Origin of the sequence: Desulfosporosinus acidiphilus SJ4, from assembly GCF_000255115.2 — a bacterium.
Classification (GTDB): Bacteria; Bacillota; Desulfitobacteriia; order Desulfitobacteriales; family Desulfitobacteriaceae; genus Desulfosporosinus; species Desulfosporosinus acidiphilus.
This window is the reverse complement of record NC_018068.1, coordinates 703,662-730,309: the sequence shown is the minus strand read 5'-3', so window position 1 is coordinate 730,309 and position 26,648 is coordinate 703,662. Positions and strand designations below refer to the sequence as shown.

Genomic DNA, 26,648 nt, shown 5'->3' with positions numbered 1-26,648 from the left:
TTGGGGTCTATTTATTAAAGCCTTTTTTTGCTCCTTCGCTGAATATTTAGCTTTTAGAGCAATTCGTAAACTCCTGCTGCTCCCATACCACCGCCTATGCACATGGTAACTATTCCGTATTTTTTCTTCTGCTTAATCAATTCATGGAGTAAGGTTGCTGTGAGCTTAGCTCCCGTACAGCCCAAAGGATGGCCTAAAGCAATGGCTCCGCCATTAGGATTTACTTTCTCCGGGTCAATGTCCAGCGTCTTAAGGATCGCCAGCGATTGTGATGCAAAGGCTTCGTTCAGTTCAAAGATATCAATGTCCTCAAGCTTTAAGCCGACTTGCTTCAGTACTTTAGGGATAGCCTTGATGGGGCCGATTCCCATCAGTTCCGGTTCTACTCCGGCAACCGCAAATCCGCGCCAAACCGCTAAGGGTTTTAAGCCAAGAGTTTTGACTTTCTGTTCTGACATGAGAAGGGTCATAGCCGCTCCGTCACTAGTCTGGGACGAGTTCCCTGCTGTGACTGAGCCTCCGTTCATAAAAGCGGGCCGAAGTTTAGCCAAAGTTTCTGCTGTGGTCTCCGGGCGTATCCCCTCATCTTTCGTGAACCATTTCTCCCCCGGCTTCCCCCAAGTCGGCAAGGGAATCGGAACAATCTCATCATCAAAGCGCCCGCTGCTTTGAGCAGCCCAGGCCTTTTGATGGCTTCGTGCAGCAAAAGCATCCTGCTGTTCCCGAGTAATTTCATATTTTTTTGCCACATTCTCAGCGGTTATGCCCATGGAGAGATAGACTTCCGGAGCATTAACGAGCATAAAAGGATTGGGGGCCGGTTTACTTCCGCCCATGGGAACCAATGACATACTCTCTGCTCCGCCTGCGAGCATCACATCAGCTTCACCCAAGCGAATTCTATCCGCGGCCATGGAAATTGCCTGAAGTCCTGATGAACAAAATCGATTAATCGTCACGCCAGGAACGTCGATGGGAAGACCGGCGCGCAGGGCTATAATTCTGGCCATATTCATTCCCTGCTCGCCTTCCGGAAAAGAACAGCCGAGTACAAGGTCTTCTATTTCTTCCGTTTTAAGGGCAGGAACATTTTTTACAACGTCTTGGATTACAAAGGCACCTAGATCATCCGGGCGGACCTGAGCTAAAGCTCCCCTGGCCGATTTTCCAATGGCCGTCCGCTTCGCTTGGATAATGTACGCTTCTTGCATGGTTTTCCCCCCTAATTCCGTAATGGCTTGCCTTTAGTGAGCATATGGCGAATGCGGTCCAAGGTCTTCGCTTCCCCAAGCAAACTCAAAAAGACTTCACGCTCTAAATCTAAGAGATATTGCTCATCGACGAGCATGCCTGCGGGGCGGTCTCCGCCGGTAATGGCATAAGCCAGTTTATTGCCGAGATGCCGGTCATACTCTGAGATGTAACGACCTTCAAGCATTCCATACATGGCCAATTCCAAAGTACCGCGAACACCTGGACCCGCAATTTTCACCTTCGTCGACAAATTAGGTCTGAAGTTTTGAGCCAGATCCTCAACCCGTGCTTTAGCATCCATAATAATATGATCCGGGTTCATGCTGTAACGGTCGTGGTCTCGTAAAAAGCCCAGCTGACGAGCCTTTTCCGCACTTGTAGAGACTTGTGCCATTGCTATTACTTCAAAGCGTTTGGCGAAGAAATAGTCCGGAGCAACTTGAACTCCCGGTAAAATTCCTTCCATGGCCCGAACAGCCATTTCCTTCGTTCCACCACCGGCAGGAATTAAACCCACACCAACTTCAACAAGACCCATATAGGTTTCGGAGGAAGCCTGAATAGCATGAGAGTGCAGACATACCTCCGCTCCGCCGCCCAGGGTCATACCAAAGGGAGCCGCTACTACAGGCTTTTTGGCATATTTCAAAGCCATCGTCGCATTCTGTAATTGACGAATGCCCTGATCCAGATCCGACCAGTTCCCTTTTTCTGCCTCCCGCAGGATATCCACTAGGTTAGCACCCACGCAGAAATTCTTGCCTTGGTTGCCAATGACCATGCCTGTGTAATTTTTCTCGACTTCTTCCAGCGACTTGTAGATCATCTCCACAACATCGGTGGTAATCGAGTTGTTGGGAGAATGGAATTCTAAGCAGGCAACCCCGTCTCCTAAATCTATTAAGCTTGCTCCGGCATTGCCAATAATGACTTTGCCGGTCTTATGAGCCTGCTTCAGAGAGCAGGAATATTGGCTCACCGTTTTCTGTCGATATTCGCCATGATCATAATAGGTGATCTCACCGGCTTCAGTCTTGCGATAGAATCTCTCATACCCTTTGGAGAGCAATTCTTCTACAATAGCCGGCAGTTTCCCGCCTTCAGCGGCAATACGATCCGCTGTTGCTTTTACTCCAAGAGCATCCCATAATTCAAAGGGACCCAGTTCCCAGTTATAACCCCAGCGCATGCCTTCGTCGATTCCGGTAATATCCTCAGCAATGTCTTTGACTAAATTAGCTGCGTAGAGAAGCGTTGGTTTTAATACATTCCAAGCAAACTCTGACCCGACATCATCACTGCTGACTAAGGTACGGAGTTTCTCGGGCAGGCCTTTAGCCGCTTTGGCCTTTTCCAGGCAGGGAAAACTCACACTCTTTTGCGGACCGTAGGTCATGGTTTTGACGTCCAAAACTTCAATGACCTTGCCTTTGGGGCCTTTTGATTTCTTGTAAAAGCCCTGTTTCGTTTTATCTCCTAGCCAGCCGTTTTTCTGCATGGTAAAGATGAACTCTGGCAAAACGAAATCATCTTTCTCCTCTGGAACTCCGTTGGCAACATTATTATTAGAATGGATGAAAACATCCAGACCAACGAGGTCGATTAACCTGAAGGATGCACTCTTCGGGCGTCCCATAACAGGTCCCGTTAAAGCATCGACTTCCTCAACTGTCAGCCCCAAACGGAGCATTTCCTTTAGCAGAACAGGGGAACCGATAGCTCCAATACGATTAGCTATGAAGTTAGGCGTATCTTTACACATGACCACGCCTTTGCCCAAGACGCGTTCGCCAAACTCTTTCATAAACGCAATCACATTCGAGTCGGTATCAGGCCCGGGAATAATCTCTAAAAGTTTCATGTAGCGCGGCGGATTAAAGAAGTGGGTTCCGCAGAAATATCGCGTGAAGCTTTCCGGCAGCCCTTCCACCATAGCCTTCAGCGAAATCCCCGAGGTATTGGAAGTGACAATGGTTCCCGGACGAACCACTGCGGCAACCTTTTTGAAGAGATCTTTCTTAATATCAAGTCGTTCAACAACGACCTCGATAACCCAATCGACTTCGTTTAAACGCCCTAAATCATCACTGATGTTTCCAACCTCGATTCGCTCTGCAAATTCCGGAACCAGGAATGGAGCAGGATTCAGCAAATTTAACTTGTTTTGTTCGGCTATACTGTTTCTGACTCTTTTGTCCTCAAGTGTTAAACCGGCCGCTTCCTCTTTAGCAGACAGCTTGGATGGGACAATATCCAACAATAGGCTTGGGATCCCGGCATTAGCCAAATGAGCAGCGATGGTACTTCCCATCACGCCGGACCCTATGACCGCTACTTTATGAATCTGCATTGATATCCCCCTCTCGTTTTGTGAGATAACTGAAACTAAACTTCTGCTCCAGTTCAAGATGGATTTAACAAGTCCAGAATTAGAGTCATGAAGTTTCCCAATTCAAATTAATGGCGTGCTGAATGACCGATCATTCAGTGCTCCCCCTTAAAAAGCTGCTTCCGGTATGTCCATAGCTGAAGTATCGGCTTCCTTAATAATTCTTACGGTTGCCGCTACATCAGGGACGATATTAAGCACAAAGAATTTCGCCGACTGAATCTTACCGTTGTAAAAGTCTTGGTCAATATTTCCTTGAGCAAGCTTTTCTTTGGCGACCAGTGCTTGCTGCATTAATAAGCATCCTCCATAAAGTTCGGCAGTAATCCGCAAAATTCTTGTACTATAGAGCGGGACCAGCCGGATATTTTCTTTATAGTAACCGAGAACTGTGCTCACCAGGTCTTGATAAGCTAATAAGGCTTTGCCTAATACCGCGAATTCACGGGCAAAGGTGTCATGGTTCTGATTAGCTTGGACAAATGCTGCCAGCTCCATCATCCACTCCCTGAAGACATTTCCTTTATCCAGATTCCACTTACGACCCACAAGATCCATGGACTGAATAAAATTAGTGCCCTCCCAGATAGAATAAATTTTTACATCTCTGGCTTGACGAGCGATGGGATATTCTTCGGTATACCCATAGCCCCCTAAAACTTGAATAGCTTCCGTAATCATGAGCCATCCCTGATCGGAACAATAAGCTTTGACCAGAGGGGTGATAACTTCAAGGGAACGTTTAGCGGAATGAATGTCTTCCGGATCATCTCCATGCTCGATTAAGTCGATATAATAATATCCTTTGAAAATCATGGCCCGCATAGCTTCCAACGTTGCCTTCTGTGTTATAAGCATCCGCCGGACATCTTCATGCTGAATAATGGGTACACGATTCCCTTTAGGATTAGTAATGGGGCGGCCCTGAATACGCTCTCTGGCATAGTTGACAGCATTGTTGTAAGCCACTGTAGCTACTGCTAAAGCACTGTGTCCGGTATCCATCCGGGAACCATTGATCATCTTAAACATTTGTGCCATGCCTTGTCCTACGCCATTTTCATCAGGCGCGCTCCCTAACAAGACACCCCGGCAATACCCCTCTTCTCCGAAGCTAAGTACAGCGGTTGCCGAACCTTTAAGACCCATTTTATGTTCGATGCCCACGGTAGCAACATCATTGGATTCGCCTAAACTGCCGTCTTCATTGACCCAAATTTTGGGAACAATAAATAGAGACAAACCTTTAGTCCCCGGAGCAGCTCCGTCAATTCGAGCAAGCACCAGATGAATGATGTTTTCAGTAAGATCATGATCTCCTCCGGTAATAAAACATTTTGTTCCTTTGACTTTATAAATTAATGGGTCATCGGTGGGATAAGCTTTGGAAGTCATATCCCCCACATCAGAACCTCCGCCGGGTTCCGTTAAGCACATAGTGCCCTCCCAAACTCCTTCGAACATTTTCGGAGTATAAAGAGCAATCTGCTCCTGAGAGCCAAAGGCCTTGATCACAGAAGCAATTCCGCCGCTCAGACCAATATAGGGGGACATGGAGGGATTAGCCCCAATAATATACTCACGGACAGCCTGGTTAAGGATCTCCGGAAGAGCTCCTTCTCCGTCTACGTCATTGTTGCTGGCCCCCCACCCATTGTCGTGAAGAAATCGAAAAGCCTTGTGAAAGGATGGCGGAACTGTTACTTTTCCATCATGAAATCTTGCGCCGATGGTGTCACCATCATCATTAGTTGGAGCAACCACGTCTCTGCACACCTTCAGGGACTGGTCGAGGATTCCATCGACATCCTCAATAGAGAGATAATCCCGAAAACGCTTTAAACCAAGAATCTTTTTGCAATCCAGCCATTCTTTGAAAATAAATTTATGATCCCTGTTGCTGTAAATAAAATTACTTGCCATGAGACTCATCCTTTCATTTTAAAATTGATATTCCAGAATCTCTAACCAATCGTTATTAGAAATCCATGGATTTCCTGGTCTTCTTTAATTAGCCTAGATCATAATTATTGAACACTCCTTTTCCGAAAAACTTAGAAATTTTATACTAATTCTCTAAGCAATATTTATGCCAAGTATAGAAAACTTAGCTGGCCCTCAGAGACACTGTCTTCGCACTTGTTTGGCTTCAGAGACACTCGGCCAATCCACAAGCAGGAGTATGCGTGATGAGTTACGGTGTGGAGATTAGCTCATATACCTATCAAAACACCTCCTGAGAGACTAATGACCTCAGGAGGTGTTTTGATAGGTGTATGATTATGGTACAAAAACCTGTTTTTAATTTAAAATTTGTGCGTAAAACACACATCTGCTCTTACTAATTCGTCTATGATCGCTCTGTTCCGCTCATTCAATACCGTAACGTCGCAATTTATCGTAAAACACTCGCCTGGAAAACCCTAATTCTTTCATAGCCTTAGTCCGGTTATTCTTATTAGTTGCTAAGGCTGATAAAATAAGTTCCTTTTCCAGGGAAGCAACGATTTCCTTAACAGTTTGGGACTTACTCCTAACTTTTAACTGGTCGTCGTTAAGGTGAAGCACCTGTGATGGCAAATGAAACATTTCAATCGATGTGCCATTGCAGACAATACTTGCATGTTCAAGTACGTTTTGCAATTCTCGAATGTTGCCTGGCCAGTCATACTCCTGAAAAAACCTTACAACTTGGGGAGACAGTGTCAGTTCATGGCCGATCTCCCGGGCAAACCGTTCCAGGAATGTTTTAGATAAGGCTAAGATGTCATCTTTTCGTTCTCTGAGGGGAGCAAGATTTAGAGGGACAATGTTTAAGCGATAATACAAATCACGCCGGAAGGTACCTTCTTTAATCATGGTTTCTAAGTCCCTATTTGTGGCAGCAATCACCCGTATATCAACTTTGATTGTTTTCGTACCGCCTACCCGCTCAAATTCTTTTTCTTGCAGTACGCGCAGTAACTTGGCTTGCATAGTAATACTCATATCACCGATTTCGTCCAGGAAAATCGTGCCGCTATGAGCCAGCTCAAACTTACCGAGCTTCCCTCCCCTTTTAGCCCCTGTAAAGGCGCCCTCCTCATACCCGAACAATTCACTTTCAATCAGGTTATCATTGATGGCAGCACAATTTACCTTAATCAAAGGCTTATCCTTGCGGCGGCTGCTATTATGTACCGCCCTGGCTAATACTTCTTTGCCCACACCGCTTTCCCCCCGGATTAAAACGGTGCTGTCTGTTTTAGCCACCTTTGCCGCTAACACCAAGGTTTCCTTCAAATTACTGTTTTGTCCCACGTATTCTTTAAAAGAAAGAGGCAGTTGTTCCCACTGTTCTAACTGCTCTTTCAAATAATCTGCCACGCCTTTCGTTTGCTCCAGCTCACGATTTAATTCTATAACTTCGGAAATGTTTTTGAAGATTGAAACACAGCCAATGATTCCGTGTCCATCGTTTAAAAGAAAGGAGCTGCCTACGACATCAATACCCAAAGAATCCAAATAGTCTTTCCCCATATGAAAGGACTTTCCGCTGCGCATTAACTTAATCGCTTCTGATTTGGGTTCAATTTTATCCAGCCTGCGGCCTAAGACTTTCTCCACCGGTACCCCTAATATCCTCGCATAAGCCTCGTTGGCATAGACAATGGTCGTATCGGTATCAATAACAAGTACCACATCGTGAATGTTGTCCATAATTCGGAAGAGGAGCTCTCGATCCCATTGCGGAAAATTACTGGTTGTCACAGCATGGACTCCGGTACTCATATTTATCCCCCACTTATATTGCATCTTCTATCACCATTATATAGAACGATGACAACCGAAGTAAAGGAACAATTTTCAATAGTCTAATAATTGAGGCTATATCTCTTGCTTGCGACTGTTTCAACCCTATGTAGGTGCCGTCCATAATGACTGTAACCTTTAAAAGAGCATCGTTCTTATAATCAGCATCGACAACCTTGGCACTCACTAACGTATTGATGGGTTCAATCTATGGTTAAGGATAATTCAGGACCGCTACCTATTTAATTTACGATAAGAGAGTCTTCCGGACACTCCTGGATTGAAAGATCGGTATTTCTTATTATTTCTGTCAAGTTAAAAACACCCGGCAAGATATTATTGGCATAGTACTTAGCGCAGGCAATTTTCCCTTGATAGAAGTTAAAATCATAGTGGTCTGCTGACAATTCAGCCATTGTTCTTTGTGCAGCTAAAGACTGCTCCAGCAAACAGGATGCAACCATAACCATAGAACATATATATAACGTTCTTAGAGCATAGAGTCCGATTAACTCGTCCTTTTTGTTAAGATGCCAAAAATCATAGAGATTTTTCACTTCGGCCAGGCAATGATAAGCCTGACTAAGATTGATAAACTCTCTTTCCAATCCTGCAGTCCCTTCATTCACAGTAATAAAGGATTCTATATCCTTCATCCAGCTAAGAAACGGCTTTCCATCACCCATTCTCATTTTGCGTTTAACGAGGTCCTGAGCATGAATAAACGACGTTCCTTCCCAAATGGTTAGGATTTTGGAATCTCTCAAGGACTGTTCAAGGGGAAACTCTTGAGTATAGCCCACTCCCCCTAATACCTGCATCGCCTCGCAGTTCATTAAAACAGCTGTCTCACTGCCATAGCACTTAATTAAAGGAGTGAGTATAGCTGCCCTTTCGGCACTTTTTTGGGCCTTATCCTTATCTGCCGAATTTTCAGCGATATCTAAATTAAAATAGCCCTTAAAGATCATCGCTCTTATGCCTTCGGTATGAGCCTTCATATCCATAAGCATTCTGCGCACATCCGGGTGTTTTATAATGGGAACACGTTCTCCTTTAATATAACCCTGGATTCTTTGGCAAGCATACAGAGAGGCCTGGGCATAGGCTGAAGACGCTTGGGCGTTAGCATTGTGGCCTGTTCCGATTCTGGATTCATTCATCATTCTAAACATCATCGCTAAACCTTGAGATCGTCCCTTCTCATCTGGCGGAGCACCCAGCATAATGCCAAAACACTCGTCATTCTCCCCATAGTTCAGCATGCAGGTAGCCGAACCTTTAAGCCCCATCTTATGCTCAACTGCTACAGTAGTGACATCATTGAGCTTACCCAAACTCCCGTCTTCATTGACCCAAAACTTAGGAACAATATACAGCCCTAACCCTGCCGAACCTTGGCAGCCTTGGGGAGGACGCGCTAAAACTAAGTGGATGGTATTTTCGCAAATTGAACCATCCCCAGCAGTAATAAACATCTTAGTACCTTTGATTTTATAGACTTTTGGATCATCTGTGGGATAAGACTTTGTTAAGGCATCACCCACATCGGAACCGGCAGAAGGTTCGGTAAGATTCATCGTTCCCTGCCATTCCCCGCTTAACATCTTGGGAAGAAACCTTTTCTTATCGTCTTCGCTCCCAAAATTAATAATCACATTAGCGGCTCCCGACGTTAATTTTATATTCGAGCCCATAGCCGGACAGGCCGCTGCGATCATCTCAAATACTGACTTGTAAATAATCAGGGGCATGCCGCCTTCTAATTTGCTGCACTCGCTGCTGGAACCCCATCCATTCTTCTGAATAAATTGGAAAACTTCTTTATAGCCTGGCGGAGATGTAACGACTCCATTATTAAATACCGCCGGATTTCTATCGCCCACCACGTTAATTGGACTAATAACCTCACGGCAGACTTTATAGCCTTCCGTAAGAATTTGGTCAATATCCTCCAGACTGTATAAATCCTTGAATCTATCACACTCTAAGACTTCCTTTGTCGGCAGCCACTCTTTCAAAATAAATTTTAAATCCCGGACATTGTATTTAAACTCCATAGCCAAGCCTCCCAATTATGACATCTTAAATTGCAGTCTTTGGACAAGCTCCCAAACAGTTTGTGTTTAAGTATCTAGCTGAGATTCTCTACTACTGTAGAAATGCCTTGACCGCCGCCGATGCACATGGTAGCTAAGCCGTATTGTTTTCCGCTGCGCTTCAGCTCATTGATTAATTTAATTAAGATGATTGCCCCCGTGGCACCTAAAGGATGCCCTAGGGCAATCGCCCCACCGTTGACATTCGTCTTAGCCATATCCAGTCCCAGTTCTTTGATAACCGCAAGGGACTGGGCTGCAAAGGCTTCATTAAGCTCAATACGATCAATTTGGTCTAACGTCAGTCCGGCCATCTTAAGAGCAGCTTGTGAGGAGGGCACAGGGCCAATGCCCATGATTTGAGGCGGCACTCCTTTGGCACCAAGTCCGATCACCCGAACTAACGGTTTTAAGCCATAGCCTTTGGCCCTTTCCGGAGTAGTTACAAGCAATACAGCTGCCCCATCGTTGCGCCCGCTGGAATTTCCGGCTGTGACAGTGCCTTCTTCCTTAAAAACCGGCGGCAATTTGGCAAGCTGTTCGATATTCGTTTCCCTGGGATGCTCGTCCGTATCAAAGGTGATAGTCCCTTTTTTCCCTTTAACCTCATAAGGAACAATTTCTTCTTTGAACAACCCCTCTTTAATTGCTCGCATAGCTCGCTCTTGACTGCTTAGGGCAAATTCATCCTGCTCTTGACGGCTAATATTATACTTTTCAGCTAAATTTTCAGCAGTTAATCCCATGTTCAAATATCCGTAGCGTTCCTGAGGTTGACAGCGGGGCTGACTCTCAGTATTGGAATCCAAAATCTCGGCATTCCCCATGCGAAAACCGTAGCGAGCTTTTCTCAGATAGTAGGGGGCGGTACTCATGCTTTCTGCTCCACCGACCAGGACAATTTCTTGAGCTCCCGCCCAAATAGACATAACCGCATTATTGACCGCAGTCAGGGCTGAACCGCATTGCCGGTGGACTGTATATGCCGGAACCTCTTCGCACATATTGGCCCTCAGCCAGGCTAAGCGGGCCACATTTGGATTATCGCCGCTTTGTTTCGTATGCCCAAAGATAACCTCATCAATATCCCTGTCTGGAATTCCGCTGCGAGTCATAATTTCTTTTATAACCTGAGCTGCCAGGTAATCGACCTCGATATCCTTCAAGGTTCCGCCGACTTTGCCGATGGCCGTGCGAACCCCGGCAACGATCACTGCCTCTTTCATCCTGCCCTCCTCCTTTTCTTATCAGACAAATTCTTTTCTTAATTGGGCCGCAATAATGTTGCGCTGAATCTCTGAAGTCCCCTCATAAATACGGGCAATTCGAGCATCCCTGTAATATCGTTCTACTTCACATTCCCGCATGTATCCCATGCCGCCATGAATCTGCACTGCTAAATCTGCAACCCTCCCGAAGGCTTCCGAACCAAAAGCTTTGACAATGGCAGCTTCTTTTATCACCTTTTGGCCCTCATCAATTTTACGGGCGACATCATAGGTCAAGCTGCGCAAAGCCTCAATGTCGATAGCCATATTTGCTAAATAATGCTGGATAATTTGATTTTCAAAAATCGGTTTGCCGAATTGTATTCGCTGCAAAGCATATTTAACACTTACTTCCAGCAGTTTCTCGCAAGAACCAAGATTACGGGCAGCCAACCCGGCTCGTCCATTAGCCAATATTCTCAGGGCATTAACATAACCTTGCCCCACTTCGCCTAAGACATTTTCCACAGGCACTTCGCAATCTTCAAAGATAAGCTCTGCTGTTTGAGACCCGTGCAAACCCATTTTCTTCTCAAATTTTCCTACCGAAAACCCTTTGAAATTCCGTTCCACGAGAAAGGAAGTAATTCCTTTGCTCCCTTTGCTCTTATCAGTGATGGCCATGACAGTGAAAATATTGGCTATATCACCATTAGTAATAAACTGCTTAGTTCCATTTAAAACGTAACGGTCGCCTTTCAAAACAGCCGTTGTTTTCAAACTAGCCGGATCGGAGCCGGCAGATGCTTCCGTCAGGGCAAAGGCTCCTATCATTTGGCCTGACGCAATTTTCGGCAAGTAACGTTCCTTTTGTTCTTCGCTGCCGCACTCTACAATTCCGACACTGCCAATTCCATTATGACAGCCAATAATCGAGGTGAAACAATTGGGACCTCTGCCCAATTCCTCGTAAATCATGACCTTGCCGACCATTCCCGCACCTAAGCCGCCGTATTCTTGAGGTGTGCTTAAACCGAATAAGCCAATCTCTGCAGCTTTATCCAGTAAGCTTCGCGGAACCATATCTTCTTCTTCCATTTGCTGAGCCAGGGGTTCAACTTCTTTGGCAATAAAATTATGCACCGTCTGCCGGATGATATTAAGCTCTTCTGTTGTGACTTGAGATTCGGCCATAACGTTTCCTCCAATCTGACAATCTCAGTTAGCTGAACGTGTTGTTCACTTTCAATGACCTTCTGCCTCTTTACTAATTTACAGGGAAGCTATCATTTTAACAGCAACAGCATTTAAGCTATTTTTCTGGATACTCGTAGAATCCCTTACCCGTTTTCCGTCCCCACTCTTTCCTGATATACTTTTCCACAATCGTTGGAGAAGGACGATAGGCCGGATCACCGGTTTCTTGATAACGCTCCGTTCCCACGTAATAGGTCAGATCAATCCCTGTAAGATCCATCAAACGGAAAGGACCCATGGGATGACCCAAAGCAAGAGTGACAGCTTGATCTATTTCTTCATGGCCGGCGATCCCCATATCATGCAAAAAGATAGCTTCATTTTTAAGGGCTGCCAGAATTCGATTAACGAGAAATCCATAAATTTCTTTCTTCAATAACACCGGCGTTTTGCCCATGCGTACAGAGACATCCATTACGATGTCCGTGGTTTCTTCCGAAGTATGAGGTCCTTTAACCACTTCCACAAGTTTCATAACTAAGGCAGGGTTAAAGAAATGCATATTGCAGACTTTCTCCGGACGGCTTGTGACATCTGCGATCTTGGAGCTTACAATGTAAGAACTGTTGGTGGCCAAGACTGTGTGCAAGGGACAAAGCTTATCCAGCTGCCTGAATAATTGACGCTTGAGCCCTAATTTTTCAAGCGCAGCTTCTATGACTAGGTCTGCATCCCCTGCAGCTTCTTCCAAACTGCCGGTAAACAAAATATTAGCTCTGGCAGCGTCAGCCTCAGAGGTCTGCAATTTTCCTTTAGCAACTCTCTCCGGAAGATAGTTGGCCACGAATTGCTCAGCTTTTTGTAAAGCCTCCTGATTAACATCGGTACACTTCACCTTAAAACCGGCTAAAGCTGCGCTCAAGGCAATCTGGTGCCCCATGTTCCCTGCTCCGACTACGCAGATACGATGGGTTTTAGGCTTCTCCACATTAATCCCCTCCTGATCCATATCCCCCAACCTTTACAAGTCGGGGGACCTCTTAAATCGTTTCCCCATTGGCCTAAACCCGTTCCAAAATAGTCGCGATACCCTGACCACCACCGATGCAGGCGGTAAGCAAGCCAAACTGGACATCCCGGCGACTCATCTCATAAACCAGTTTTGTCGTTAAGATGGCACCGGTAGCACCAATGGGGTGACCGTGGGCAATGGCTCCACCGTTGACATTCACTTTGTCCATATTAAACTTCAGCTCCCGATGAACGGCCAAAACTTGCGCCGCAAACGCCTCATTTAATTCGATGAGCTCTATATCGTCTAAAGCAAGTCCGGCTTGAGCCAAAGCTTTTCTTGTCGCAGGAACAGGACCAATCCCCATAATATTCGGATCGACCCCGGCAACGGCAAAGGTCCGAATCTTGGCTAGAGGCATAAGACCCAGACCCTTTGCTCTGTCAAGGGACATGACAATCACTGCCGCCGCCGCATCATTTAAACCGGAACTATTACCGGCAGTGACTGTTCCGCCCGCTTTAAAAGCCGGCGGCAGCTTGCTCAGCCCCTCAAGAGTCGTCTGCGGGCGGGGATGTTCATCAGTATCGAAAACAACAGTTTTACCTTTACCCACGGGAATCTTCAAGGGAACAATCTGGCTTTTAAATAAACCTTCTTCCATGGCTTTACCCATTTTTTGCTGGCTGCCCAGGGAGAACTCATCTTGTTCCAGACGGCTGATCTCATACTTTTCAGCCAAGTTCTCGGCCGTGATTCCCATAGGCGGGTTCCCGATTTCCTCGGGGGAGAGCTGGAACCCAGCGCGGAACTTCGGCGGTGTCTTGCTGAAAAACTCCATATGTTCCATAACATAAGGCTTAAGCGAACAACTCTCCGTTCCACCGGCAACATAGACCCCATCCATACCGGCCATCACGGCTTGAGCCGCCAGGTTGACGGCATTGAGCCCTGACCCGCACTGGCGATCCACAGTGATCCCCGGAGTCTCCAAGGGCAAACCCGCCATCAAAGCACATAAGCGTGCGATATTGCCGCCGGCATTGAGACAATTGCCAAAGATCACATCAGAAATTTCAGCGGGGTCAAGATTTATGCGCTTTACAGCTTCTTTAATAACTTCCGCTCCGTAATATTCTGGCGGAGCCTTGCCTAAAGTGCCTCCGGCACGGCCAATTGGACTTCGTACGGCTGAAACAATTACGGCCTCTTTACTCATTTAGAACCCTCCTAAGTTTCACTCACTCGTAAGTGTAGTAACCTTTTTTCGTTTTCTTGCCCCATTCGCCCTTAACAAATTTCTCCACAACTAACGGCGAAGGTTTATCTTTAGGATCACGAGTCCTTTGATAGCGTTCCAGAGAAGAATAGTAAGCAAGATCAATACCCGTTAAATCCATTAAACGGAAAGGCCCCATAGGATGCCCCAAGGCATTCGTTACAGCAAGGTCAATCTCTTGGGGAGTGGCAATTCCCATGTCAGCGAGGAACAACGCCTCTTGAGACAGGGCCGATAATATCCGATTGACCAAGAAGCCATAAATTTCTTTTTTAAGCAAAACAGCGGTCTTGCCCAATTTAGCACTTAGGTCCATGGTGATTTGCGCAGTTTCAGCAGATGTATGGGGTCCTTGTACAACCTCCACCAGTTTCATAACCAAGGCCGGATTAAAGAAATGCATGTTGCAGACTTTGTCAGGACGCTTTGTTACATCGGCGATCTCCGAACTGACAATATAGGAGCTGTTGGTGACAAGAATTGTCTGAGGAGGAGCAATTCTATCCAAATCGGCAAAAAGCTTCCGCTTAATATCCATTTTTTCCACGGCCGCCTCAATAACAAAATCGGCGTTTCCTGCCGCTTCTTCTAGACTCACAGTAAATTTCAGCTTCGTCAAAGCACTGTCTGCCTGCTCTTGCGTCAGTTTTCCTTTACTAACCCGTTCCGGCAAATAGGATTTGGCAAAAGCCTCTGCTTTGTCCAGCATATCCTGACTTATATCCGTACAAGTGACGTTATAGCCGGCTAAAGCGCAGCAGAGGGCAATCTGATGGCCCATGTTACCGGCTCCGACAACACAAATTGTTTTAATGTCTTCTAATTTCAATTGAATCATCTCCCTATGAATAATCTTTAAAATGCTCCCTCAGGAATCTCGATGGCTGATGGATCATAATCCTTAATGATTTGAACAGTTGCCATGACATCCGGCAGGATATTTCGCAAATAGAATTGGGCTGAACTAATTTTGCCTTTATAAAAATCTTCATCAACGATTCCCTGAGTTAACTTTTCACGAGCTACTAAAGCTTGCTGCATCAATAAAAAGGCCCCATAAAGCTCAGCGGTCACCCGTAAAATCCTCGTGGTATACAAAGGAACGAAGCGAATATCCTCTTTCATGTATACAAACACGGCGGCCATTAGCTCCTGATAGGCTTTTAAAGCCTGACTCAGGATAGCAAATTCGCGAGGAAATTCGCGGTTCGCAGAATTTTCTCTGACAAATTCCACGATTTCCTGCAGCCAATCCTTAAATACGCTTCCTTTATCCAAGCCCCATTTGCGGAAAACGAGATCGAGAGACTGGATAAAATTCGTTCCCTCCCAGATGGAATATATCTTGCAATCCCTGGCCTGGCGGGCAATGGGATACTCCTCGGTATAGCCGTAACCACCATGAACCTGAATGGCTTCCGTAATCATGAGCCAGGCTTGATCCGAGCAGTAAGCTTTAATTAAAGGAGTTATAACTTCAATATAACGTTTAGCTTTTCGAACATCTTCCGGATCATCTCCGAAAGAAATTAAATCCAGCGTATAGTACCCTTTAAAAATCATGGCTCGCATTGCTTCCAGGGTGGCCTTTTGAGTGAGCAGCATGCGGCGGATATCTTCATGCTGGATAAGAGGAACCCTATTTCCCTTCGGATTGTTGATAGGTCTGCCTTGAATACGTTCTTTAGCATAAGCAACCGCGTTATTATAGGCCACAGTTGCTACAGACAAAGCACAATGACCGGTGTCAACCCGAGAACCGTTAATCATTTTAAACATTTGAGCCATACCTTGACCTTGCCCTTTTTCATCCAAGGGCGCACCTAACAAAAAACCACGGCACAAACCCTCTTCGCCGAAATTAAGCACTGCAGTCGCTGACCCTTGAAGACCCATCTTATGTTCAATTCCCACTGTTACAACGTCATTGGGCTCTCCCAGGCTCCCATCCTCATTGACCCAAATTTTAGGGACTAGGAAAAGGGACAAACCCTTCGTTCCAGGCACTCCACCGTCAATTCTCGCCAAGACCAAGTGAATAATGTTTTCCGTCAGATCATGATCCCCGCATGTAATAAAACATTTTGTCCCTTTAATTTTGTAAATCCTAGGATCATCTGTTGGATAGGCTTTACTTAACATGTCTCCTACATCAGAACCCCCGCCAGGTTCCGTGAGGCACATGGTTCCTCCCCAAGTGGTTGCGAAGAGTTTGGGAGTAAAAAAGTCAATTTGTTCCTTAGAACCAAACTGTTTAATGACGGAGGCAACGCCGCCCGGCAAACCTAAATAAGCCACAAAAGCTGGGTTGGCCGCAATCATATATTCATGCACGGCACCATAGAGAAGGGATGGCAGGGAAGCTTCTCCATCGACATCCTTGTTGCTGGCACCCCAGCCATTGTCGGCAACGTATTTGAAGGCATGATGGAACGAGGGGGGAACCATCACGTTTCCATTCTTAAAGACTGCTTTCATCGTATCCCCGTCATCATTAGTCGGGGCAACCACATCTTTGCAGACCTTTAAGGCTTGCTCAAGAATACCATCCACATCTTCCATGCTGTAGATGTCTCGAAAGCGTTTTAAGCCAAGAATCTTTTTACCATCAAGCCATTCTTTGATAATAAATTTATGATCTCGGGTGTTATATCTAAAGTTACTGGCCATCTAAAACACACTTCCTCTATACACTCGTTACGATTTGACGTTGTTGGATTTTCTGAAGGAATTAAACGAATAGACTCTAATTTATCTGTCATAGCGGGAGGACGCACCATCTGACTGTTTCATGAATTAAGTAGATTTTGTGAAATACTCCTTAACATTTTTGGAAGATGCTCGTTATTTCCCTTGAAAATTTGGTTTACGTTTTTCCATAAAGGACTTCATGCCTTCTTTTTGGTCCTCAGTAGCAAACAATAAGCTAAAGCATTTGTGCTCATACTGTAAGCCCATTTCCAAGTCCATGCGTTGGCCTTCATTGATACATGTTTTCGCAAGACTTAAGGCTACGGCTCCTCTGGAAGCAAATTTTTTAGCCATTTTCTTAGCCTCCGCTAATACCTGATCTGCGGGAACCACTTTATTAACAAGGCCGATCCTTAACGCTTCCTCGGCGTTAATAAAATCTCCGCTGAAGATCAATTCTTTGGCTTTGCCGGCTCCAATCAAGCGCGGCAGGCGCTGGGTCCCTCCTCCGCCGGGCAAAATGCCTAATTTAATTTCCGGCAGACCCAATTGAGCATTATCAGCGGCGATGCGGATATCCGCCGTCAAGGTTAATTCACACCCTCCGCCAAGAGCATAACCATTGATAGCAGCGATAACCGGCTTGGACATGTTTTCCAGACGGTCAAAGGCAATCCTTGAAGGTCTGACACTTGTCGCGACATCAACAGCGCCTAAGGAGGCCATCTGCTTAATATCCGCTCCCGCCGCAAATACTTTATCGCCGCCGGTAATGATAACTGCTCGAACCGAATCATCGGCCCCCAAATTCGCGGCTACCTCGGCCAATTCATTAAAAACCTGGCTATTTAAAGCATTCAGAACTTCCGGGCGATTTAGGGTGATGGTTGCAATTCCATCTTCAATTTCCACTACAATTGTTTCGAACGCCAATTCCACTACCTCCCAAATAGTTTTAAGATAAACTGTGACCTACTCCCCCCTTTTGGTCTTTTCAAACTCCTCTGCTCTTTCTATTACAAAAATCATGCCAGCTTATATTTTGCGGCTCAAAGTAGCATGAGCCTTTAATTTATAGTGCGATTAGTCCATATATCATCCTGTCAATCCCTTAGAGTTGTATAAAAATAAAACTAAATAGGCTTTAAAACCCCAATTAGAGTTTACAAAGTAAACTATTCCTTTCTGCCCCTCGTTAGTAGCATTAATACCAGATCATAATTAAGGCAGAAATCCAGCCTGACAAAAATAATAACCTCTCTTAAATGCGTAATCAGCATAGAGAGGTTTAAAACCTTGCCAGAAGATAACAAAGCGTTTATTAATCCGTCCTTGTCTTATAATCGATGAATAATACAATAGCAGCGGCAATTTCCATGAAAATTAATTCCCATATCATTAAGACCCCTCTTTTCAGGTTTTTTGTTCCTGACAAGAAATCCGTACCTATAATAATTTGAATGGTTATACTGCATATTATGATTCTTGCTGAATATTTGCGAAAACTTCCTAACCAATGCTCCTATTGCTCGTAGGTTTCATATTCTAGTAAAGAAAACTTGGCGGCTGCCTAATTAAAATAAAACCGCCGGTTTGGCGGTTTTTAAGGACATTTAATTTCTTAGAGGAAATTCTGTTAAATTGCAGAAATACTAAAGCTGTGTAGTACTTACCTTAAGTCTTATACACTTTATATTTCATCAGTTTTCAAACATACTAAGGATAATACTAAAGATAATCTTAAAGGAAAAAAATCAAGAGAAGAGGTTACGCTATGAGTATTCCTGTTGATAAATTTGTCAATTTCCAGGGCAGCATGGTTCATTACCTAATTTGCGGTGCAGAAAACCCCGGCGACTGGGTCGTCTTACTCCATGGCAAACGTTTTTCTGCAAAGGATTGGAAGGAATCCGGTCTTCTCGATCAACTGAATAAAGAAAATTACAAGGTCGTTGCCTTAGAGCTTCCCGGTTATGGGACAAGCGAAAAGCTTCAGAACGAACTGAGTTTTGAGGATTTTATCAGTGAATTTACTAAGCAGCTTACCCTGCCGGCGTTTCACCTCGTCGGCCCCTCCTTCAGCGGAGAAATTGCCTTAAAATTTGCCTTAAAGCACCCGGAACGGCTTTTGTCATTAACCTTGATTGACAGTATTAATGTGGACCAATATGAAATGCAATTAAATAAAATAAACGCTAAGACCCTCATTGTCTGGGGGAAAGAAGATCAAATTGCACCATATAACTATGCGTTAATTCTTAAAGAGAAAATTCCTAACAACCAATTATTGACCTTCGATCATCTTGGTCACACATGCTATTTCGATGATATGCCAACATTTTCTCAGAAACTCTTAGGATTTTTGCGCTGAAGGATGGACTCGAATCAGGCCGAGTTAGTGCTATATTTTGCCTACCCGGCTAAAATCTTTTATTATGCCTTGTTGTCCCGGGCACCATCCCGCCTGAACACCAAACCCGGTTGCTTCCTCATACTGAAGTCCCTGAATGACCCGAATAATTTCTCCTACATTGCGGCCAACTTCAGGGGGATATAGACAGGAATATTTTACTTCGCCGCCTGGAGCTACAATGAATGTTGCTCTAAAGGCCACCCCCGACTCTTCTCTCAGAACACCGTAATCAAGAGAGATTCGATGCGTTCTGTCAGAGAGTAAGGGATACTGTACTGACCTTGCAGAGGGAGATACTTCAGCAAAAATTTTATGCGAAAATACACTGTCAGTACTAATGGCCAATACCTTAACTCCTAACTGCTCAAAAAGGTGGTGATGGGCAGCCACGGCTCCCAACTCTGTCGGTCAAACGAAGGTAAAATCGCTGGCATAAAAGAACAGAACAACCCAATCTTTTCTATAGCTGCTTAAGGTAATTGTAATTCTATTTCCTAAGAAATAGGCATCGGTTGAGAAATCGGGGGCAAGCATTGTGGGTTTAATCATAAAAAATGCCTCCCAAATCATTTTGGTTACAATTACATTACGCCCAAAGGTTTAATTCTGACATTGAATTCTCCCGGATTATTTTTTACTCAAGATTTCTTGAACAATTTCCGGAACTTGAAAGGGCAATTCGGCCACTCTAGCCCCTGCCAAAGTCAAAGCTTTTACCTTGCCCTGATAAGTCCCATTCCCTCGTTCGATAATTGCGCCGGCGTGTCCCATGCGTTTTCCCGGAGGTGCGCTTTTACCGGCGATATACGCTATCACCGGCTTTGTCATACCTCGAATATACTTGGCAGCCTCTTCCTCAGCGCTCCCGCCAATTTCCCCGATTAAAACAACTGCCTTGGTCTCCGGGTCCTGTTCGAATTTCTCCAAAACATCGGTAAAAGAAAGACCGACAACCCGATCCCCGCCCAAACCCACAACGGTGGACTGACCAATACCCTTAGCGGTTAAGTTCCCCACGATTTCGTAAGTTAAAGTTCCGGAGCGAGCCACAACACCAACAGGCCCAGAAATAAAAAATTGGTTAGGCGGGATACCCATCTTACATTTTCCTGAGGAAACGATGCCAAACGTATTTGGTCCAATAACAACAGCCTTAACGCGTTTAGCATAAGCGACTATCGCCATTTCATCATGGACGGGAATGTGTTCGGTAACTACCACGACTGCCTTAATCCCGGCTTCTAACGATTCCAAAGCGGCATCTTTGGCCAGCGAAGCCGGGATAAAAATTACCGAGGCATCGATTTTATGGTCTTCACAGGCGGCACGAACACTGTCATAGACAGGAATACCTTCGACACGGGTTCCTCCTTTCCCGGGCGAAATGCCGGCGACAATCTTTGTCCCATACTCCAGCATTTGTCTAGTATGAAAAAGTCCCTGTTTACCGGTTATTCCCTGGACCAATACATTTGTTGTTTCATCAATGATAATAGCCACTTATTGCCCTCCTTTAGCCTTCTTTTCCAAAACACAAGAAGTTTGACCGGCAAAGTCACATCCACTATCTTGCTAATTCTACAGCTTTCTTGATAGCATCTTGCATGTAATCATAAGCTTCTATTCCAACTTCATTAAGAATAGCTCGCCCAGCTTCTTGATTAGTACCAACTAAACGAATGACAACGGGAACCGGAATTCCTCGTTTCCTTTTAACGGAGGCCAAAGCCCTGGCGACATCATCACAGCGCGTAATTCCGCCAAAGATATTTATAACGATTGATTTAGGATTTCGGGACAAAATAAGTTCCAAGGCTTTTGCCGTTCCTTCTTCACCTGTTCCCCCGCCGGCATCCAAAAAGTTTGCAGATTTTCCTCCGAAGTAGGCAACGGTATCCAATGTTCCCATAGTAATCCCAGCCCCGTTAGCCATTATTCCGATATCACCATCCAATTCCACAAAAGAAAGTCCCAGATCATGGGCAGCCTTTTCAGTGGCAGTGCGTTCTTCCACCCGCTGCAAATCCAATTGTCGATAGAGGGCCTCATCATCAATCGTCATTTTTGAATCAGCCGCAATGACCCTGTCTCCGCTGATTACGAGAGGATTGATTTCAACCAGTTCAGCATCTCTTTGGCTGAAAAGCTTATATAAGATAAGGATAATTCTCACTAATTCCTTACCCTGCGGGCTGTTTAAGGCAATCCCCATTCTACTGACTATATCCTTGGCCATGAAGGTCTGCATGCCTAAATCTATGTCAATCGTTCGTTTAATAATATACTCTTCGGCGACCTCTTCGATATCTATACCGCCATGGGAGGAGGCAATCAGAACGGGCCTTTGGGCAACTCCGTCTATAGCGAGTGACAAGTACAATTCTTTATCAATTTTTAGCTTTTCCTCCACTAAAAGATAGTTTACCGGCAAACCTTGTATCGTCATTCCCAACAATTCCTGGGCTGCAGCTTGTGCCTCTTCTGGATTATCGGCAAACTTGATCCCCCCGGCTTTACCCCTTTTACCCGATAAAATTTGAGACTTAATTACCACAGGAGCACCCATTTCCTGAGCTGCCCGAGCGGCATCCTCCGGATTATCCACCATGCGCCCTTTGGGAATTGGAAGTCCGAACTCGGCGAATAGTTTCTTCCCCATATATTCGAATAACTTCAATCCATATCTCCTCCATCTTCGAGCATTTTAAATTTTTAAGAAGTGAACTCGTTCGGCTAAAACTGAAAATCGGGGCTTCGGTAACGAAAGTGTCCTCGGAAGTCTCACGATTGTCTGAAACAAGCCAACTATTTTTATTTCAACATTATGTTAAATATGTCAGCTATGACTAAATTATTGCAAGATTTATACCAATACATTTTAGATATACTTATCATCAGCCTGATTTTTGAGATCTCCACCGCCCTTAGAGACGGTTGCCTAGATTCACTCTCGTTTGAGACCCCATGTGGTTTAAAGCAGCCCAGAAATAGGTACAAAAAAACCCTCTCTGCTTTTTCAGTCAAGAGAGGGTTTTAAGGAGTTCTAGAATTCTGTATATAGTTTATACAAAAAACTATACTGGGCTCATAATTTAGTTTACAAAAAAAACACCCGCCGCAAGAGGTTAAAGTTCAATTCCATACTTCCGTAACTTTTCGTAAAAGGATCTCCTGGAAATTCCTAAGGCATGCATCGCTTTGGTACGATTATTGAAGGCAGCCAGGGCTGACAGAATCAATTCTTTTTCCACTCGGCAAAAGGCCGCTTTCACATCAAAAGGCTTTTCTTCATCGATTTGATTTAGATTTTGATTATTAGCAGGGATAATATATGCAGGCAAATGATGAACCTCAATAGAACCGTTACTGCAAACAATACTTGCATGTTCTATAACATTCTGCAATTCTCGTATGTTCCCCGGCCATTCATAGGCTTGTAAAATCCTTACAACTTGTGGAGTCAAAGACAGCTCGCGTCCTACCAACCGCGAGTTTTGATCCAGGAAGGTTTTGGCCAATGCCAACAAGTCATCTTTGCGCTGGCGCAGAGGCGTTAGATGAAGGGGGACAATATTTAAGCGGTAATATAAGTCCCGCCGAAAGGTTTCATTTTCAATCATACTTTTGAGGTCACGATTGGTGGCGGCGATGACTCGGACATCAACCTTTATCGTTTTAGTCCCTCCAACCCTTTCAAACTCCTTTTCCTGCAAGACGCGCAATAATTTAGCCTGCATGGTAAGGCTCATATCTCCAATTTCATCAAAAAATATAGTACCGCCATGGGCCAGTTCAAATTTTCCCAGTTTTCCCCCTCGTTTCGCTCCGGTAAAAGCTCCTTCTTCGTACCCAAACAGCTCACTCTCCAGCAGAGCCTCCGGAATCGCCGCACAATTCACTTTGATCATTGGCTTATCCGGGCGCCGGCTGCTGTTATGGATAGCTCTCGCCAACACTTCTTTACCGACACCACTTTCACCAAGAATAAGGACCGTACTGTCGGTAGGCGCTACCTTTGCTGCTAAGATCAAGGTTTCTTTTAATTGATTGTTTTGACCCACATATTCTTTGAAGGATAGGGGCAATTTCTCCCACTGTACCAGTTGTTCCTTCAAGTAATCTGCAACGCCCTGTGACCGTTCCAGCTCGCGATTAAGATGAACAACGTCGGTAATGTTTTTAAAAATCGAAACAGCCCCAATTATCTTTTTGCCATGGTATAAGGGGAAGGAACTACCGACAACATCAATATTTAAAGAGTCTAAGTACGATCTGCCATTATTGCTGACTCTTCCTGTCCGAAGGGAAGTGATTGTTTTAGAGTCAGGTTCAATGGTGTCCAGCCTTCGGCCTAATACTTTTTCCACCGGCACTCCGAGAATCTTGGCATAGGCTTCATTGGCATATACAATGGTTGTATCCAGATCAATTACAAGAACGACATCATTAATATTATTTAGGATTTCGAATAAAAGGTCACGGTCCCAGCGGGGAATATTACTGGTAGTGACTGCGTGCACTCCCTCACTCATTCTATTCCTCCGTCGTTTGTTTCTTTTATAAACATTATACAGGAGCAATTTCCTTTGAGTAAAGAACTATTCTAAAAATACCCAAATTTCAAATAATAATATCCTATGCTGGGTGATGGACGCTTATTGATGAGGTACCGACACTGTCAAAACTGCGAGAGTTTTACCTCCAGCTTTTAAAGGCATATATACTTTCAAGAACCCGCTGTTTAAGGAGCTCGTTGTCTTTCCGCTCTTCATAACCTCTCTAACTGTCTCAGGTGTCGGGAAACCTTTTAAGACCCGTTCCGTCCCTTTTTTTACGCTCGATGAAATTCTCTCCTCGCCAATGAAAATTGAGATGCCCATTGTCCCGGGAAATAACGTTTCAATTCCGTCCACCAATTTATAACGGCCATTTTCAATATAATTTCCCTTACTTAGCGTTGTTCCCACAACATTCCAGTTACCCGGGTAGTTTTTAGCCAGCCAATCGTTGATTTTTGATTCCACGGCCAATTGACTCCCCTTATCACTGGTCGTATCCGGAGTTTCCGCCGGATGACTTTCCGAAAGTTGTGCGCTGGTTGGCAAGGGCTTTGAGGTTCCAAGATTCTGATCCTTGGAGCAGCCCGTCTGAGAGGCCATCAAGACCATAATAGCTGCGGTGATCAGCCATTTTCTCTTTATCATAGTTTCCTCCTTTAATTCCTTAAATTTTAGACTTCAGAATCCTAGCTTTCCCTATACTTTGTCCATAACTAGTTGTATAATATGCGGACTTACCCAGAAATCTAAGGATATTTAAAGGTAACTCCTTTAAACTATAATCAGGTGGTGAAACAGTAATGCGCTTACTTTTAATTGAAGACGAGCCGCGACTCTCGGAGGCTCTGGCCTACATACTTAAAAAGAATAATTATGGCGTGGATACTGCCTTTGACGGAGAAACCGGACAGACGTTGGCTGAAACCGGAGTTTATGATTTGATTATCCTCGACCGAATGCTGCCCCGCAGAGAAGGGGTTGAACTACTAAAAAATTTGCGCCGCCAGGGCATTCATATCCCTGTCTTGCTTTTAACCGCAAAAGATTCTATTCAAGATAGGATCGATGGACTTGACGCCGGTGCAGACGATTATCTCATTAAGCCCTTTTCCACGGATGAACTTTTAGCTCGCTTAAGGGCCTTAGGAAGAAGAATTCAGGGACAAATCCAGGGGGACACCCTTACTATGGCTGGAGTCATGTTCAAACCCCAACACTGTGAACTGACAAAAGATGATCACACCATCAAACTTACGCTTAAAGAATCTTTACTTTTAGAACTCTTTATGCGTAACCCCGGTCAAGTAATTACCAAAGAACAGATCCTTGACCGCGTTTGGGGACTGGAATCGGATGTTGAAGCCAATAACGTAGAAATCTATATACACTATTTACGTAAAAAGTTGAACTCGCCTAACCTTAAAATTGATACGATACGAGGAATTGGCTATTGTATGAAGGAGGAGCCTAATGTTCCGTGAATTAAGGCTTAAATTAACACTCATCAACGTTGGAATCATGGCTTTGCTCCTGTTGTTCTTTATTATTGGCACCTTCTTGGTCATGAAGATTCAAGTCTTTAATCAATCCCAGCAATTAATGCAGATCGTCGCTAACGAAGCCGGTTCAGGCACCATTGTCAATCCCAGAGAGCACGATAAGCACCTTGCTAAATATTTTTATATAAAAACCGATAATGCCGGTACAATCACTGATAGTTCTTCCGCTCTCCCCATGACTCTCGACCAATTGACTCCTTTAGTTAATATGGCATTTCACAAGCCTAATCCCCAGGGAGAACTGGAACTGCACGATGAAACCTATAGCTATCTAAAGGTGCCTCTTAAGGAAACTCCAGGGTTTATCATTATCTTTGTCGATCTTGAACGGGATAAAGATATTCTCCAGGAACTATTGCTGTCTCTCACCGTCGGAGGGTTTATTTGCCTGGGTCTGGCCTACTACGGCAGCCGATTTATGGCCGACCGGGCGATGGCTCCTATTAAAAGCTCCTGGCAGCGTCAGCAGGAGTTTGTCGCTGACGCCTCACATGAACTTCGAACCCCTCTGAGCGTCGTACAACTCAATCTAGATATCGTGAAAGGAAACCCTGAGGAAACTGTGGCCAGCCAATCAAAATGGATAGATTACAGTCTGCTGGAGATACGGCGTATGTCCAAATTAGTAGACGACCTCCTCTTCCTGGCCCGAGCTGATTCACAACAGCAAACCTTAAACCCTCAAATGTTTTCTCTCAAGACCGCACTAAGCGAAGTGATTGAATCTTTCACACCACTGGCTCAAACAAACGGAATTTCTTTAGAAGCTTCCTTCCGCGAAGAAGGAATGTATTACGGAGATGAAAACAGGATTAAACAACTCATTGTCATTCTCTTGGATAACGCTCTTAAATACACCCGCCCGGGTGGAATGGTCACGCTTCGTTTTCAGGACTGGAGTACCCATGCGGAAATTACGGTCTCTGATACGGGGGAGGGAATTGAGCAAGAGCACTTAAACCAAATTTTTGAACGATTTTACCGTGTGGATCGAGCACGCTCTCAGCAAAAAGAAGGGACCGGACTGGGGCTGGCCATAGCGGATTGGATTATCAAAAGCCACCGGGGCCGAATAAAAGTAACCAGTTCTCCCGGAAAAGGAACAACGTTTGTCATCAATCTTCCCCACGGAAACTTAGATAAACTATAATTGCTTTACCGTATGCCTATAAAAGCTTGCACAAAAACTCAACCCC

Annotated in this window: 21 protein-coding genes; 3 read left to right on the top strand and 18 right to left on the bottom strand. The window is 44.8% G+C overall.

From position 1 onward, the window contains the following. Positions 1–53: 53 nt before the first annotated feature. From DESACI_RS03450 to DESACI_RS03395, 13 genes are all read right to left on the bottom strand, one after another. Positions 54–1,211 (bottom strand): thiolase family protein, encoded by a 1,158-nt coding sequence (locus DESACI_RS03450; protein WP_014825779.1) that lies wholly within the window; start codon positions 1,209–1,211, stop codon positions 54–56. A gap of 11 nt (positions 1,212–1,222) precedes the next feature. Further along, a complete protein-coding gene (locus DESACI_RS03445) occupies positions 1,223–3,604 on the bottom strand; it encodes a 3-hydroxyacyl-CoA dehydrogenase/enoyl-CoA hydratase family protein (protein ID WP_014825778.1) in 2,382 nt (793 codons plus the stop codon). Positions 3,605–3,751: 147 nt separating this feature from the next. Continuing rightward, positions 3,752–5,566 carry an acyl-CoA dehydrogenase family protein gene (locus DESACI_RS03440; RefSeq protein WP_014825777.1) on the bottom strand — a complete coding sequence of 605 codons (1,815 nt, stop codon included), beginning with the start codon at positions 5,564–5,566 and terminating at the stop codon, positions 3,752–3,754. A gap of 447 nt (positions 5,567–6,013) precedes the next feature. Then, the gene (locus tag DESACI_RS03435; protein WP_014825776.1) at positions 6,014–7,414 is read right to left on the bottom strand and encodes a sigma-54 interaction domain-containing protein; all 1,401 of its coding nucleotides are present in this window, start codon (positions 7,412–7,414) and stop codon (positions 6,014–6,016) included. Positions 7,415–7,427: 13 nt separating this feature from the next. Beyond that, on the bottom strand, positions 7,428–7,622 hold the full coding sequence (locus tag DESACI_RS24095; RefSeq protein ID WP_148271260.1) for a hypothetical protein: 195 nt from the start codon (positions 7,620–7,622) through the stop codon (positions 7,428–7,430). 55 nt (positions 7,623–7,677) lie between these two features. Beyond that, positions 7,678–9,495: an acyl-CoA dehydrogenase family protein gene (locus DESACI_RS03430; protein WP_014825775.1), complete on the bottom strand. Its 1,818-nt coding sequence runs from the start codon at positions 9,493–9,495 to the stop codon at positions 7,678–7,680. Between the two features lie 74 nt (positions 9,496–9,569). Next, positions 9,570–10,760, bottom strand: coding sequence for a thiolase family protein (locus DESACI_RS03425; RefSeq protein ID WP_014825774.1), 1,191 nt, complete (start codon positions 10,758–10,760; stop codon positions 9,570–9,572). A 21-nt stretch (positions 10,761–10,781) separates the two neighbouring features. Continuing rightward, positions 10,782–11,936, bottom strand: a complete 1,155-nt coding sequence (locus tag DESACI_RS03420) for an acyl-CoA dehydrogenase family protein (protein ID WP_014825773.1) — start codon at positions 11,934–11,936, stop codon at positions 10,782–10,784. A 118-nt stretch (positions 11,937–12,054) separates the two neighbouring features. After that, complete coding sequence (locus tag DESACI_RS03415) at positions 12,055–12,948, bottom strand: 3-hydroxyacyl-CoA dehydrogenase family protein (protein ID WP_174270316.1); 894 nt, start codon at positions 12,946–12,948, stop codon at positions 12,055–12,057. Between the two features lie 52 nt (positions 12,949–13,000). Next, positions 13,001–14,170, bottom strand: coding sequence for a thiolase family protein (locus DESACI_RS03410; protein ID WP_014825771.1), 1,170 nt, complete (start codon positions 14,168–14,170; stop codon positions 13,001–13,003). Between the two features lie 22 nt (positions 14,171–14,192). Then, positions 14,193–15,059, bottom strand: coding sequence for a 3-hydroxyacyl-CoA dehydrogenase family protein (locus DESACI_RS03405; protein ID WP_014825770.1), 867 nt, complete (start codon positions 15,057–15,059; stop codon positions 14,193–14,195). A 26-nt stretch (positions 15,060–15,085) separates the two neighbouring features. Continuing rightward, positions 15,086–16,900, bottom strand: a complete 1,815-nt coding sequence (locus DESACI_RS03400; RefSeq protein WP_014825769.1) for an acyl-CoA dehydrogenase family protein — start codon at positions 16,898–16,900, stop codon at positions 15,086–15,088. A gap of 174 nt (positions 16,901–17,074) precedes the next feature. Further along, on the bottom strand, positions 17,075–17,854 hold the full coding sequence (locus DESACI_RS03395; protein ID WP_014825768.1) for an enoyl-CoA hydratase/isomerase family protein: 780 nt from the start codon (positions 17,852–17,854) through the stop codon (positions 17,075–17,077). A gap of 841 nt (positions 17,855–18,695) precedes the next feature. Here DESACI_RS03395 and DESACI_RS03390 point away from each other — a divergent pair. After that, the gene (locus DESACI_RS03390; protein ID WP_014825767.1) at positions 18,696–19,292 is read left to right on the top strand and encodes an alpha/beta fold hydrolase; all 597 of its coding nucleotides are present in this window, start codon (positions 18,696–18,698) and stop codon (positions 19,290–19,292) included. Between the two features lie 30 nt (positions 19,293–19,322). On the opposite strand, the gene DESACI_RS03385 is transcribed toward DESACI_RS03390, so the two are convergent. The 5 genes from DESACI_RS03385 to DESACI_RS03360 form a co-directional block, all read right to left on the bottom strand. Then, entirely contained in the window at positions 19,323–19,868 is a 546-nt protein-coding gene (locus tag DESACI_RS03385) for a peroxiredoxin (RefSeq protein ID WP_014825766.1), read from the bottom strand. A gap of 93 nt (positions 19,869–19,961) precedes the next feature. Further along, a complete protein-coding gene (sucD, locus tag DESACI_RS03375; protein WP_014825765.1) occupies positions 19,962–20,834 on the bottom strand; it encodes a succinate--CoA ligase subunit alpha in 873 nt (290 codons plus the stop codon). Between the two features lie 64 nt (positions 20,835–20,898). Continuing rightward, complete coding sequence (sucC, locus tag DESACI_RS03370; protein WP_014825764.1) at positions 20,899–22,011, bottom strand: ADP-forming succinate--CoA ligase subunit beta; 1,113 nt, start codon at positions 22,009–22,011, stop codon at positions 20,899–20,901. Positions 22,012–22,459: 448 nt separating this feature from the next. After that, positions 22,460–23,866 (bottom strand): sigma-54 interaction domain-containing protein, encoded by a 1,407-nt coding sequence (locus DESACI_RS03365; protein ID WP_014825763.1) that lies wholly within the window; start codon positions 23,864–23,866, stop codon positions 22,460–22,462. Positions 23,867–23,989: 123 nt separating this feature from the next. Further along, positions 23,990–24,538, bottom strand: a complete 549-nt coding sequence (locus DESACI_RS03360; protein ID WP_014825762.1) for a cache domain-containing protein — start codon at positions 24,536–24,538, stop codon at positions 23,990–23,992. 155 nt (positions 24,539–24,693) lie between these two features. Between DESACI_RS03360 and DESACI_RS03355 the strand changes: the two genes are divergently transcribed. Together DESACI_RS03355 and DESACI_RS03350 are read left to right on the top strand one after the other, a co-directional pair. After that, positions 24,694–25,374, top strand: coding sequence for a response regulator transcription factor (locus DESACI_RS03355; RefSeq protein ID WP_014825761.1), 681 nt, complete (start codon positions 24,694–24,696; stop codon positions 25,372–25,374). Beyond that, on the top strand, positions 25,364–26,602 hold the full coding sequence (locus DESACI_RS03350) for a sensor histidine kinase (protein ID WP_014825760.1): 1,239 nt from the start codon (positions 25,364–25,366) through the stop codon (positions 26,600–26,602). The genes DESACI_RS03355 and DESACI_RS03350 overlap by 11 nt, the downstream gene beginning before the upstream one ends. Positions 26,603–26,648: the final 46 nt, after the last annotated feature.

What these genes read in the sequence shown, in the direction of transcription:
- DESACI_RS03360 (WP_014825762.1), bottom strand. Translation starts at nt 24,538, where the DNA reads ATGATAAAGAGAAAATGGCTGATCACCGCAGCTATTATGGTCTTGATG.
- DESACI_RS03355 (WP_014825761.1), top strand. Translation starts at nt 24,694, where the DNA reads ATGCGCTTACTTTTAATTGAAGACGAGCCGCGACTCTCGGAGGCTCTG.
- DESACI_RS03410 (WP_014825771.1), bottom strand. Translation starts at nt 14,170, where the DNA reads ATGAGTAAAGAGGCCGTAATTGTTTCAGCCGTACGAAGTCCAATTGGC.
- DESACI_RS03400 (WP_014825769.1), bottom strand. Translation starts at nt 16,900, where the DNA reads ATGGCCAGTAACTTTAGATATAACACCCGAGATCATAAATTTATTATC.
- DESACI_RS03445 (WP_014825778.1), bottom strand. Translation starts at nt 3,604, where the DNA reads ATGCAGATTCATAAAGTAGCGGTCATAGGGTCCGGCGTGATGGGAAGT.
- DESACI_RS03450 (WP_014825779.1), bottom strand. Translation starts at nt 1,211, where the DNA reads ATGCAAGAAGCGTACATTATCCAAGCGAAGCGGACGGCCATTGGAAAA.
- DESACI_RS03365 (WP_014825763.1), bottom strand. Translation starts at nt 23,866, where the DNA reads ATGAGTGAGGGAGTGCACGCAGTCACTACCAGTAATATTCCCCGCTGG.
- DESACI_RS03390 (WP_014825767.1), top strand. Translation starts at nt 18,696, where the DNA reads ATGAGTATTCCTGTTGATAAATTTGTCAATTTCCAGGGCAGCATGGTT.
- DESACI_RS03430 (WP_014825775.1), bottom strand. Translation starts at nt 9,495, where the DNA reads ATGGAGTTTAAATACAATGTCCGGGATTTAAAATTTATTTTGAAAGAG.
- DESACI_RS03350 (WP_014825760.1), top strand. Translation starts at nt 25,364, where the DNA reads ATGTTCCGTGAATTAAGGCTTAAATTAACACTCATCAACGTTGGAATC.
- DESACI_RS03420 (WP_014825773.1), bottom strand. Translation starts at nt 11,936, where the DNA reads ATGGCCGAATCTCAAGTCACAACAGAAGAGCTTAATATCATCCGGCAG.
- DESACI_RS03425 (WP_014825774.1), bottom strand. Translation starts at nt 10,760, where the DNA reads ATGAAAGAGGCAGTGATCGTTGCCGGGGTTCGCACGGCCATCGGCAAA.
- DESACI_RS03440 (WP_014825777.1), bottom strand. Translation starts at nt 5,566, where the DNA reads ATGGCAAGTAATTTTATTTACAGCAACAGGGATCATAAATTTATTTTC.
- DESACI_RS03415 (WP_174270316.1), bottom strand. Translation starts at nt 12,948, where the DNA reads ATGGATCAGGAGGGGATTAATGTGGAGAAGCCTAAAACCCATCGTATC.
- DESACI_RS03435 (WP_014825776.1), bottom strand. Translation starts at nt 7,414, where the DNA reads ATGAGTACCGGAGTCCATGCTGTGACAACCAGTAATTTTCCGCAATGG.